The 12,295-nt window shown below is 33.9% G+C and carries 18 protein-coding genes; 16 read left to right on the forward strand and 2 right to left on the reverse strand.

Translation table 11 applies throughout. The annotated features are described in order from the left end of the window. Positions 1-97: 97 nt before the first annotated feature. The 16 genes from map (at position 98) to MBBTH_RS09140 (ending at position 10,539) form a co-directional block, all read left to right on the forward strand. Complete coding sequence (gene map, locus MBBTH_RS09060; RefSeq protein WP_116592731.1) at positions 98-1,015, forward strand: type II methionyl aminopeptidase; 918 nt, start codon at positions 98-100, stop codon at positions 1,013-1,015. Positions 1,016-1,187: 172 nt separating this feature from the next. Then, complete coding sequence (locus tag MBBTH_RS09065) at positions 1,188-1,439, forward strand: hypothetical protein (RefSeq protein WP_116592732.1); 252 nt, start codon at positions 1,188-1,190, stop codon at positions 1,437-1,439. Between the two features lie 139 nt (positions 1,440-1,578). Next, a complete protein-coding gene (locus MBBTH_RS09070; protein WP_116592733.1) occupies positions 1,579-2,127 on the forward strand; it encodes a hypothetical protein in 549 nt (182 codons plus the stop codon). A gap of 103 nt (positions 2,128-2,230) precedes the next feature. Further along, positions 2,231-3,418: a hypothetical protein gene (locus tag MBBTH_RS09075; RefSeq protein WP_165814059.1), complete on the forward strand. Its 1,188-nt coding sequence runs from the start codon at positions 2,231-2,233 to the stop codon at positions 3,416-3,418. 1 nt (position 3,419) lies between these two features. After that, positions 3,420-4,196: a hypothetical protein gene (locus MBBTH_RS09080; protein ID WP_116592735.1), complete on the forward strand. Its 777-nt coding sequence runs from the start codon at positions 3,420-3,422 to the stop codon at positions 4,194-4,196. A gap of 66 nt (positions 4,197-4,262) precedes the next feature. Then, positions 4,263-4,454, forward strand: coding sequence for a hypothetical protein (locus MBBTH_RS09085; RefSeq protein WP_067040517.1), 192 nt, complete (start codon positions 4,263-4,265; stop codon positions 4,452-4,454). Beyond that, positions 4,451-4,600 carry a hypothetical protein gene (locus tag MBBTH_RS10925; RefSeq protein WP_165814060.1) on the forward strand — a complete coding sequence of 50 codons (150 nt, stop codon included), beginning with the start codon at positions 4,451-4,453 and terminating at the stop codon, positions 4,598-4,600. The genes MBBTH_RS09085 and MBBTH_RS10925 overlap by 4 nt, the downstream gene beginning before the upstream one ends. Then, complete coding sequence (locus MBBTH_RS09090; RefSeq protein ID WP_116592736.1) at positions 4,601-4,852, forward strand: hypothetical protein; 252 nt, start codon at positions 4,601-4,603, stop codon at positions 4,850-4,852. A 24-nt stretch (positions 4,853-4,876) separates the two neighbouring features. Further along, complete coding sequence (locus tag MBBTH_RS09095; protein WP_116592737.1) at positions 4,877-5,146, forward strand: hypothetical protein; 270 nt, start codon at positions 4,877-4,879, stop codon at positions 5,144-5,146. Beyond that, on the forward strand, positions 5,133-5,732 hold the full coding sequence (locus MBBTH_RS09100) for a glycosyltransferase family protein (protein ID WP_116592738.1): 600 nt from the start codon (positions 5,133-5,135) through the stop codon (positions 5,730-5,732). The genes MBBTH_RS09095 and MBBTH_RS09100 overlap by 14 nt, the downstream gene beginning before the upstream one ends. A 14-nt stretch (positions 5,733-5,746) precedes the next feature. After that, positions 5,747-6,775: a hypothetical protein gene (locus tag MBBTH_RS11205; protein WP_279305950.1), complete on the forward strand. Its 1,029-nt coding sequence runs from the start codon at positions 5,747-5,749 to the stop codon at positions 6,773-6,775. Further along, positions 6,776-7,633, forward strand: a complete 858-nt coding sequence (locus tag MBBTH_RS09110; protein ID WP_116592739.1) for a hypothetical protein — start codon at positions 6,776-6,778, stop codon at positions 7,631-7,633. A 12-nt stretch (positions 7,634-7,645) separates the two neighbouring features. Continuing rightward, a complete protein-coding gene (locus MBBTH_RS11105; RefSeq protein WP_243409790.1) occupies positions 7,646-8,668 on the forward strand; it encodes a hypothetical protein in 1,023 nt (340 codons plus the stop codon). Positions 8,669-8,670: 2 nt separating this feature from the next. Next, on the forward strand, positions 8,671-9,603 hold the full coding sequence (locus MBBTH_RS11110; protein WP_133241956.1) for a phage upper tail fiber protein: 933 nt from the start codon (positions 8,671-8,673) through the stop codon (positions 9,601-9,603). A gap of 5 nt (positions 9,604-9,608) precedes the next feature. Then, on the forward strand, positions 9,609-9,878 hold the full coding sequence (locus MBBTH_RS09135; RefSeq protein ID WP_116592740.1) for a transcriptional regulator: 270 nt from the start codon (positions 9,609-9,611) through the stop codon (positions 9,876-9,878). Between the two features lie 145 nt (positions 9,879-10,023). Next, positions 10,024-10,539, forward strand: a complete 516-nt coding sequence (locus tag MBBTH_RS09140) for a hypothetical protein (RefSeq protein WP_116592741.1) — start codon at positions 10,024-10,026, stop codon at positions 10,537-10,539. On the opposite strand, the gene MBBTH_RS09145 is transcribed toward MBBTH_RS09140, so the two are convergent. Then, positions 10,536-11,483 carry a hypothetical protein gene (locus MBBTH_RS09145; RefSeq protein WP_116592742.1) on the reverse strand — a complete coding sequence of 316 codons (948 nt, stop codon included), beginning with the start codon at positions 11,481-11,483 and terminating at the stop codon, positions 10,536-10,538. The two genes, MBBTH_RS09140 and MBBTH_RS09145, sit on opposite strands and share 4 nt — an antisense overlap. Before the next feature lie 21 nt (positions 11,484-11,504). Further along, positions 11,505-12,281 carry an HNH endonuclease gene (locus MBBTH_RS09150; protein WP_165814061.1) on the reverse strand — a complete coding sequence of 259 codons (777 nt, stop codon included), beginning with the start codon at positions 12,279-12,281 and terminating at the stop codon, positions 11,505-11,507. Positions 12,282-12,295: the final 14 nt, after the last annotated feature.

The raw sequence follows: 12,295 nt of genomic DNA on the forward strand, positions 1-12,295 counted from the left end.
CTTGGTTTAGATTCGAATGTTTTGTAGAGTAATATTCAAAACTATATAAACTTTATCAAATAAATAATTAATTATTTAGTAAAGAAGGTAAAAATTTATGATAGAATCTTATATAAAATCTGGGAAAATTGTTTCCAAGATTCGCAGCGAAGCTTCAAAAATGATTACTGATGGGGCTTTGGTTATAGACTTAGTAAATTATGTAGAAAGTGAAATTTTAAAATCCGGTGCTGAAATTGCATTCCCATGTAACGTGTCAATAAACGAAATTGCAGCACATTATACTTCCCCTGCAAGTGATGAAACTAAATTTAAGGCAGGAGACATGGTTAAATTGGATTTAGGTGCAATGGTTGATGGATATATTGCAGATTCTGCTATCACTGTTGTGGCAAGTGGAAATATTGATGAAAATTACACCCAAGATGAAATTAACTTGCATGAAGAAATAATCGAGGCATCAGATGCTGGTCTTGAAGCTGCAATCGCAACCGCAAGAGCAGGAATTGAAGTATCAAAAATTGGCGCTGCAGTTCATGAAGCAATTTCAGAATACAAATTAAACCCTATTTTTAATTTAACAGGACACAGTCTGGAACAATATAATTTACATGCAGGAATCTCTATTCCAAATTATGACAATAATGATGGCTATATTTTAGAAGAAGGTCAAGCAATAGCTATCGAACCATTTGCAACAAATGGCGAAGGCATTGTAAATGACGCTCCCGGCCAATATATCTTCTCATATATTGCAAACAAACCATTCAGAATGAGGAGTACACAAAAGGTTCTAAAATATATTCAACACAACCACCAATACGTTCCGTTTTCAGGCAGATGGATTACTGACGAGTTTGGCGAGAGAAAAGGAGCGATAGCATTAAAACAGTTATCAGATGCCATGGCAATTTATCCATATGCTCCGCAACGTGAAAAGCAAGACTGCTTTGTAAGTCAAAAAGAGCATACCGTAATCATCGAAAAAGAAGGCTGTACAGTTACAACAATCTAGAAGAGATTCACTCTCTTCAAACACCACACTCTCATTTTAAAAAAAATATCCCTCTAAAAATAATTATATAAATTAAAATTTCAATGAAAAAAAAGAAAAAAAGAAAGAAGATTTAGTTTAAATCGAATGTTTTGTAGAGAATTATTCAAAATGCATTTTAAGAGGTAAAAAAATGGATAACATAGTGTTTAAAGATTGTGAATATCGTTTCACTGAAAACAATGAATTATACTGTAAGAACAAAACGGGCACAGACATAACCTGCGATAACTGCAAAGAAAACATTCACTTGAACTGTGACAACTTCAGTCCGAAAAAAGATTATTGCTTGAAATTTTTCAAGGAAAATATAAGTGAAGTAACTGAATGCCAAGAAAAAACAGTGTTCAATGATAAAGCATTGTCCCGAAAGTGGAGTAATTAGTTATGGTCAATCTTGTCTGAAATGTAATGTTTGTTAGGTATCGAAGTGCAGGAGAGAACAAAATCCGAATCTTGAATCGTTAATGTTAATAATTATTATATACAAGATATTATCATTGAATTGAATATTGGGTGTTTTTATGGGAAGTATTAATGGAATGTCATGTTCGCACTGTGATTTTAAAATAATTCTTGAAGGTATTGATAGCTTCTATGTAGACCATAATACTGATGAACTTATAGAATACATACTATTAATGATGACAAGAATTGATGAAGATAATAAAATGTCCGGACATATTGAGAGAACATATTGTCCTGATTGTGATAAATTAATTAAAACATATATAATTGCGGAATCAAAATATTCAGAAGAAGAATCCATAAATAAACTTGAAGAAATAATTAAAAATTCAGATATTAATGATAAAGAACAAATTAAGTTTTATTCTGGTTTTGAAGGGGAAAAACCAAATAAGTTTATTAAAAAATTCATGAAAAATGAAAATATTTTGTCAATAGTTCTTTATGAGCCTTTTGATGAAAATTCATTCTATGAAGACTCTGACAGTAATAGCAAAATTAATTGCCCTCAATGTGGTAAAAGATTATATCGAAATTTTCATGGAATAAAATGTCCAATTTGTGGAAATTATCTTGATTTTGGATTTAGTGCAATGCTTGATTAACTTTAATTTTGTTTAAAACTAAAATAAACCATTCACCAATAATCTTTTTTTATTACTTTTTTTATTATATACTTTATATAAAATAGATAATAAAATATTAATCATGACATTGCAAAAGAAATTACAAATCAATATTGTCATGAGCAATTACAACCAGAGGAGCAGTAGCTATTCATCAAGCTATGATTATATCTTCCTGGATAATTTAGCAAGCAGTTCATACTCAAATTATTTCAGAAGTGATTTGAAAAACCTGAAGATCAAAACCACTAATGGTACTGAATGTCAATTATTATACCTTCCAGCTTATGGATCACAAGGCGCAGCAATACTTGCAAGAGTTCCTGTTGGCCAAATCTCACAAACCACAAAGCTATTGCTGGACGTCTATGATACAGGAACAACCTTCAATAGCACTTTATCAACAGGTAATGAAGTATTAATGTTTGATGCAAATTCTGATACATACTCACAATTTTTCATGAATTACTTAGGTTTATCATCAAACAATGACTCAACAGACGGAGGTCATTTCTTAAGAGCCAGATTTGTTCCTAACCTTGAAGGAACTTCCCCAACTGATTTGTTTACCACATTTGCTTCAGGTCAACCATTAGCCAACAATCGTGTTGTTGTAGCCAGATTCAAATACATTAACGGTAATGTTTTTGTTAATGATAATGCAACATATCATGGTTCAACCATTGGAGGTATCATGATGCAAATTGATGGAACTCTTTCACCTGATGAGCCTAATGTAAAAGCTACCGTCAACTATTGGGGCGGAGAAAAAGATTATTGCATGTTCACTGGTGCTAAGACTTTAGTATTAGCCAGTTCATTTGATGCTTACAATCAGGGAAGTGATGAAGAGGGAAACTGGAAACAATATCATTTTCATGATCGTGTGGGAACAGGAACATCGAATACATCAGATTATCTTGAAGGATTCAGCAGAAATAATCCAACTAAAATTTATCAATCCAATTATGCTGAGATTGAAGTTTCTCCAACATTGTATGCTACAACGGACTTTGAAGATTTCAATTATGTTGATTTGAAATGGATGATGGTATTTCCATCACCATTATTCGCAGCTAATGGAATTCCGCAGGTGACAGTAACAACAAGGGATAAAATGGGCATTCGATTATATAAAGGAAGTCATGAATATACCAAAGCCTACAAAGGCTCGACGTTAATGTGGAATGCTGATGATAGTGACATGGACGATACTGGACTTCATATTCCAGATAAAATAATTAACCATAATTGGGATTGGGTGTTTTAAAATGATTATTGATTATGATGTAAATTCAACAATTGGACATGGCCGTGGATATCCGATAGGCCTTGAACATACAGAGAAAATGGACGTAATAGCTTGTCTTTTAGATGAGGGCGAAAGGACATACGTTAATGATGAACATACGGCTTGGATTTGTTCCAATCAATGTGCAGTCGGCGACATGGTGACTTTAGACATGTCCTCAACTATGGAACATACAATAGTTAGGAAAGCCCAGGCAGGCGAACTGGCCTTTGGCTATCTATTAGGTAAAGTCCAGGTTAAAACATCTGGATTAACATTAGTTGCTGTGGCCGTGTTAGGTGATGTATTCAGATTGAAACTCAAAAGGCCAGTAGCTGAAGATATATTGCCTAATACCAGAATCTACATTGACAGTGACGGTGAATGTAATCCTGTGGAAGGTCATGACTTAAGGTTATTGTCAATCGTTAATCTTCAAAATAATGAGGATACTGATTACATTAGAGTTTATCGTCAGATGTCTGAGGTTGAAATGTATCCGGAATCTCAGAACTGTATTGATCTTGGCGATTGTAATTTTGAACAGGATGAAATAACTCATGTCGTTAATATGATTGTGCCTTCAGAGTCAAACATCATGGCGCAGGCCAATTATGTCAAGGATGCAGACGGTGTCACCTATTGTGAGCTTCCTGATGTAGCTATTGTCAATAACGTCCGTTTCGTATGGGAAGACAACAAACTCTACATGGAATGGGAAGGATGTGATGACGGCCAAAATGTATATTTTATATAAAATAAATAATAAATAATATAATAAAATATATAATAAAAAATATAATATCATAATGAGGTTTATAACATGACCATAAGGAAACTGGTAGGAACTCTGGAAAACAAAGGCCCGTACATTGACCAGTCAACAGGCCACTGGTTTTACTGGAACGGCACTAGATATGTTGATAGTGGCTATCCTTACGCTGTAAAACCCATTATTGAATTTAAAATCGAAAATGGAATATTATATTACTCAATTACTTGGGAGGCACAATGAAATACATAAAATACTTTGAAACAATCAAAGAGTACGAGTCCTGGATGAAAGTAGAAGAAAACGCTGAAGAGGTATACCAAAGCGAAGAAAAGATTTGTGTTGACGGAATAATTCTCAGCCACACATACAAAGAGGAGGAAATTTAAATGATTTATGAATTCTTGGAGCGAAACAGAAAGGACATTGACATTTTAACTTCATTTCTTGTTACAGCCATTCCAATTGTCATGCTCTATTCAGAAGCATTAGGAATTACTGAAAATACAATTCCTTACTGCATTCTCATGATAATCTTAGGAATAGCTAGTCATTACGCAAGTAGGATAAGGGGTGAAGGAGATGTTGAAGACGCCAAACAAAAAGCTAAAAGAGTATTGGGATTCCTTGAAGAAAAATAAGATTCTTTGGAGGATATTGTTATCATGAACAGAATAAAAAAGAAGATATTCATATGTAACTTTACCAAAACAATTTCAAGTGCTGTTTTAACAGCAATAGCCATCAACATTATCATGACCAATGCAACAAAGTATGCTTTAATTGAAGGACTATTGCCATTTACATTAGCCATTGTTATTGTCGCATTAATTGACATTTATGAGTATAGATGTGAAAAAGAGGATAAGGTTAATTTGGATGAACTGGAAGATAGAATCGAAAAGTTGGAAGGTAATGTAGATGGTGAAAGGTAAGATTCTAATTGCGGTCCCAACATTTGAAAATATCAAACCGCAATGTTTCAAAAGTATTTATGGCCTTGTAAATCCTAAGGATTTTAATCTTTATTTCGATTATGTGAAAGGATATGACTGTGCACGTGCAAGAAACGAAATAGCAAAACTTGCAATCAAACATGACTTTGACTATGTGTTAATGGTAGATTCAGACGTTAGTGTACCAAAGGATGCTCTTGTTAAGCTATTGGAATGTGAAACAGACATTGCCCTAGGTTGGTATTTCAAGAAGAGAACAAGAACAGATGAATCCGTTATCTTTGATTTTGGAAAAGACTTCACAGGTGAAAACATGATTTATGCAAAAACATTGTCAGAACTTAATGATCCGTTTGAAGTTAAAGGTGGTGGACTTGGAATCAGTCTCGTTAATGTTAATGTCTTTAGAAAAATGGCATATCCATATTTCAAGTATGTAATCTATGATAATGACACAATATTGTCTGAAGACTTGTATTTCTGCAGTGAAGCAAGAAAATACGGAATGAATATCAAATGCAACCCAAATGTAAAAGGTGACCACATATACGAAGTGTTAATGTAAAATAGGTGATGTTAATGTCAAATCAAATAGTTTTATTGGAAGCAAGAAAAGAAGTCACTACTTTTCTCCTGGATGATGGAGATATAACATCAAAGGAAGTAGTGACTGAAACTGGTCAAGATATCGGCTATGAATACACTGCTAAACTCTATCCTGAAGATACAGTTGCAATTTCTCCAAATTCAAAGATAGGAAAAGAAATGGTGAAAAAATACACCGGAGATAATGATGAAGTGCCAATAGGCATAATCGTTAATGATCCAGTAGTTATGGACAATGGCCAGAGAAAAGCTAGTGTGTTAGTGTTAGGCCAACTATACAGACTCAAACTAGCCAGTGGCATTACTGACATTTCACCAGCAGATAAAATCAAATTAAGTGAAAATGGAGCTATTAAAGATTCTTCAGGTGACTTTATAGCTTTACATCCAGTGCCAGATTCAGATGAATACAATTACGTTAATTGTTTTAAAATAGCTAGTTCTGGAAGTACAGGTGAAACCGGTGCTAAAGGTGACACCGGAGACACAGGACCTGCAGGACCAAAAGGAGATACCGGAGCAACAGGTGAAACTGGTCTGAAAGGAGATACAGGAAATACGGGAGCTACTGGTGCAACCGGAGCAAAAGGTGATACTGGAAATACAGGAGCAACCGGCGATACTGGAGCTAAGGGAGACACTGGAGATGATGGTGAAAGTATTGATGTATACAAAGACAATGCCCACAGACAGATAATATTCTCAGGCGTAAATACAAGTGCTACTATTTATTTCGATGAAATCACCGGACCAAAAGGCGATACAGGAAACACTGGTGCAACCGGAGCGACTGGAGCTACCGGTGATACTGGGGCTAAAGGCGATACTGGTGCCACAGGAGCAACCGGACCAGTCAATCTTGCAAGTAGCTTGGATACTACTGATACAACCAATGCCATTAAAAATGCACCGGTAGCTACAGCTATTGAAAACTTACAAACAAGTATTGGAACAATAACATCCACACAAACTGCTAACTTAAATCTATTGGGAGCTAACTAAATGACTTTTACACCACCGGACTTTTCACAGATTCTAGCCAATGAACAGACAATGAATTCAAGACTGACAACATTAAGAAATAACTTAAGAGCAGGATTAACAAGTGCCGGAATAAGTTATAGCCAATCCGATACCATTAATCAGTTAATAGACAGGTACGAAATTCTTCCAATATTTAAAACAGACGTTAATGTTAATCCAAACACTGCCGGAAAACTTGGAACATTATATAAGATGGCAAACATCAGTGCCGCATCATGGTCAAGTTCCAACAACGGAAAATATCATGTTGCATATACAAATGACACCACTCAAGACCAGTTCGAAGAAGATGGGTGGTACTATACAGCAGCATTCGGCAAATTCATAACAACACCAGGAACTTTCTATTATGGTGACAATAACGGATGGAGAATCGAATCAGAATATGATATAACCGACGGATGGAACGGATTGATGGGAATAGGTTTTCTAATAGATGCAAATTACAGTAAATCCGGTTTGGTTAAAGATTACAATGCTGACGGATATACAGGAACATTCATAGGTTCAGTTGGAGGATATCCGGGAGTTTTTTCACTTGACAGTGGATGGGGATTGGAGAGAAGTTCAGTATATGATGAGGATCATCCATTCGCCAAAGGAACAATGATACTAGAAAAAGGTGATGACTATGAGTTGAACTATCTTTTCAAAAACACAAATGGTGTTGAACTGCTGTCAGGAACATGGGATCCGTTTGACACATGGAATTCAGATGAAATAGTATTTGGAGCATTCGGATCTGATGGCTACAAATCAAACAGCCATACTACATGCAATACAAGGGCAACCAGAATATATTATGAACCGGAATAGGAGGATGTTAATGTGAGCATAGCCAGCAATGTTATTTTAGAAAACACAAGACTCGGAACTACCAGAACAAAAATCAGAAACAAACTGACAGAGTATAATATCTGGTGGGACAATTCACTGACAATATTTGAACTTGTTGAAAGACTTGTTCTGATGTTTGCAGTGACAGTATTGAGCACTGTAAAGTCAAATATAGTTACTCCCGGAGGATTTGAGTATAGTGTAACATTGGAAGATGATGGAGTTCCGGTTGACTGGTGGATTAATGGAGTTCATAGCACTGTGAGAACAGATGCTAATGGAAAATCAGCAATTACAGTACAATATGTTCAGGATGCAACAGGAACTGTTGTTTGTAAAGTTGGAAAAAAGGAAGTCATAAACATTAATTATTCCTGCGTTCCATTTGAAAGTTTTTCAGATTACGCATGGAACTATGAACCAGAAAACTTTGACATTGTAAAATATCCAACAAGCATTTCACACACATTCAACATAGGCGAGGTGAATTATTCTGAAGTGTTTAATCTTGCAAAGGACGTTGGAAGTTCAAGCGTTGTAATGGCAATACCAAAAGTGTATGCCAACGGTATTGGAGGCACTAACGGAATCCATATTGAAGTAGCACTTTATCAGAAAAAGGACAGCAACCAAGGATGGGGAGATGCCATTGCATTAGTCAATTCAAAATCATTAAGCCATTACAGAGATACAAAAATCCTGGAACTGGGAGCATATCCTGGCAATAAAGGATTGAAATATTCAACATCAGATCATGTAGTAAGAGATTTGAATGTCAGTTCAGGGCAACTGACTTTGGATTCACAGCTCTATTATTTTGACTTGTATTATGACAACGGATATGTCAAAGCAACAATAAGGGCAGGAACAACTAATGTCTATACTTATGAAGGAGATGCAAGCGATAAGATAACATTTGACACTTTCTATCCTGCAGTAATGATTTATGATGCTGGAGGACACATCCAATTTGAAAGCATAGAAGTTGAACCATGGACACATGAGGAGGAATAAACATGGCAGATAAAGAATGGATAACAATCGGAAGAGTAGTAGGTGATACGGGAGAAAAAGGAGATACTGGTGATGCATTTACATATGAAGATTTCACACCAGAGCAACTGGCAGGATTGAAAGGTGAAACCGGTGATACAGGGCCAGCAGGACCAAAAGGTGATACAGGTGATAAAGGAGAAACTGGTGCGAAAGGTGATAAAGGCGACAAAGGTGAGACTGGAGCAACTGGAGAAAAAGGAGACACAGGACCTAAGGGAGATACTGGAAACACAGGAGCTACTGGAGATACTGGACCGGCCGGGGCGACTGGGGACACTGGAGCTACTGGTACTGCTACTACTATTAAAGGCTCGTATAACACTTACCATGAATTAATTGCTGCACATCCAACAGGTAATCAAGGAGACAGCTATATAGTCAACGGCTCTCTTTATGTTTGGAATGGGAATGATTGGGAAAACATAGGAAACATAAAAGGAGAAAAAGGTGATACTGGAAGCACTGGACCTAAAGGAGATATTGGTGCAACTGGGCCTAAAGGGGATACTGGCGATACCGGTGCAACTGGAGCTACTGGTCAGGGCAGTGATGAGGAAGCAGGATGGAAACTGCCTGTAGATCAGATATTAACTACAACAACATTACCGACAGGTGTTAGTGCAGGTTATCGTGTAGCTATTTGTACAAGTTCAGTTATGGCCATTAAAGAGTATAATGGAACTTCCTGGGAAACTGAATCTCTTGATCCGTATTCTGTGATACCATTAAAGCATTCTGGAAGCATACAGATGTATTTGGCAAAATCAACGGGACCGGTCTATATGGGTGTTGAATATGGCGTCTTTGGAAAGTTTAGGTTCATGACACAGGCAGCATATGATGCATTAAGTAGCTATGATAATGATACAATTTATTTTGTAAGAAGTTCATAAGTGATATTATGGAATTGTCGGATGAAATGTTAACAGAAATTAGCTATGTGCAAATTTCAAAATATAGAGAAAAAGTAATGAAGTCTTTAGATGGTGATGTTAAAATACCTACTGCCATAGCTAATGATTCTGGGATTAGAACAAATCATATTTCAAAGGTATTGTCTGAATTAAAAGCACATGAACTAGTAGAATGTATTAATCCCGAAGTTAGAAAAGGTAGATTATACCGATTAACTGATAAAGGCGAGAATATAGTTAAAAATTTAGAATAAATATTATTAAACTTAGAAAGGAGGATACTAATATAAGTCATATTCATTGTGTTTAATGAATTAATAGTATAATTTAAATAAGGTTAGATTTAAATAAATAAAAAATTATATTATACTTCTAAAACTTATACTACAGGTGATACTTATGAAATCTAAATTTTCTCCCAGATTTATAATTAGAGATTTTTTTAAATTTCATAGTGAAGATAAGGCTAAAATAATTGGAGTCCCGTTAATTATTTCATTTATTTTAATATTTTTTGTAGATATTAATATGGAGTTAGTTAATATTTTATTGGTATCCTTATCAATCTTCATAGGTTTCTTATTAAATTTAATGTTGCTTTCATTTAATTTGAAGGAAACTAATGCTAAATCAACTGAAGTTAATAGGGAAGAGTGGAATATTGAGAATTTTTTAATAGAATATCATGTTACACTTTCATTTGAAATTTTAATTACAGTTGTATTGGTTATAATTCTTTTATTAGCAACTTTATTGCATAAAAATTTCTTAATTTTATTTTCCAGTGATTTACTATTTTGGATTAGGATAATATTTAATTTTGCAGTTATTTTTTTAATTTCATTATTCTTTTTAGTAATATTTAGAGTGTTGAAATTCGGACATATTTTAATTAAATATCATCTTGAAAATTAATTTGAAGATCTATAAATATCATCAGCATACTCTTTTCCTTTTTTATGTATTGATTCAAATGTTCTATGGCCGTCATCCCCATCTTTTAATTCATCTGTGATGTCTCTAGCCGGAACAGCATTTTTAAGTTTATTAATAGTGAATGTTCTTTCAGAACCATGTAAATCAATTTCTAACTTTATATCTTCGGTTTCTAAATTATTTCCAATTATAGTATCGTATTCTTTTGATTCATCTGATTCATTATTTATTAAATTTTTTATCTTATTGACCAATGGTTTCCTATTATCTTTATTTATTTGTAATTTAAGTTCGACATATCCTTCTTCAGGTTCATATCCTTCTAATATGTCTAATTTATCAACAGGCAATTTATTTGAAATAAATCTTATTCTTTTTAGAACTCCTTGATTAAGATAAGTATTAATAATTTGTTCGGGTAAAAATGATTTTAATTCTAATCGTAAATTAGTATAAGAGTGGTCTTTTATGAAATTTCCGAACCATTCTTCGAAAAGTGTTTTAATCCCATCGGTACCTTTACTTTCTAAAATCAATAATCCTTGCTTGTTATTTTTAGGAATTTCAATATAAAAATAGTAAGGATTTAATATGCATTGGTCTTTTGAAATGATACGATCATCGGTATTGTCGGAAATATTTTTGACTGGGTGTTCTTTTCCTGAAGTACCATATAAAAATTCTCCAAAAAATATATTTTCATTTTCTGTGTTGAAATCTTTAATGAATAGTACTTTATTGTCTTTATCAAAATGAGAATTTTCTATATTATCACTAAAAAACTTGTATAATATTTCCATTATGGATTTAGGTTGTATATCGGGTTGTAAAGAACTATAATTAATTTTATCTAACACTACTTTTTCATCAGATTGCGTATTCCACAGTATAATATTATATGTTGATAAATTTATTTTTACCATTGACTTCTCACCATTATATTTTTATTCAAAATTCCTTTTAACTATTGATTTTAATTCGTCAACAGAATAATATTCGTTATTTAATTTTCTATGGAGCATAGCATGACAATTTGGACAAACTGGAATCAAATCAGTTTTATAATCTACTTCATAGTCTTCCTTAATTTGATTTAATGGAACAATATGATGCACATGAATGAATCCTTTTCCTAAATCTCCATACATTTTTTCAAATGATAAACCACAAACAGAACATTCACAACCATGATATTCAATACATTTTTTTCTTGCAAGAGGATTTCTTTCATACTTGTTAACTGTTATTGTTGTTACTGCACCTTCATGATAGTTTTCAGGTATGTCTGATTCAGGGTATATCATATTAGGAGATTCTAATTCAAAATATTTATCCATATATTCTGCTAAATTATCTGGAACTTTAACACCTTTTTGTGGCGCTGCATTTAATCCATTATCCTTAAGATATTCAATAGATAACTCTTCCCTATCTGCTCGTCCAAGTAATTTGAGCCGTGCACGCATATAAGATTTAGAAGTTTCATAATCATCGGGATTAGTCCAATAGTCTATATCTTCTGTGCACTCTGAAAAAGGCATAGATTCTTTTATTACTTCTGTTTTATACATTACTTTTTGAAATGGTTTTGAACAGTAGAGGTATACAATGTCTCCAACTTCAAATTTTAAACGTTGTTTCCAGTCCACATATCCATAGTCATCAAAAAATTTTGCATGATTATATATTAGGGGATTGGCTGGAATCATCCATATTTGCATTAGTTTCACCATTT

This window comes from Methanobrevibacter thaueri (assembly GCF_003111625.1).
GTDB classification, from domain to species: Archaea; Methanobacteriota; Methanobacteria; order Methanobacteriales; family Methanobacteriaceae; genus Methanocatella; species Methanocatella thaueri.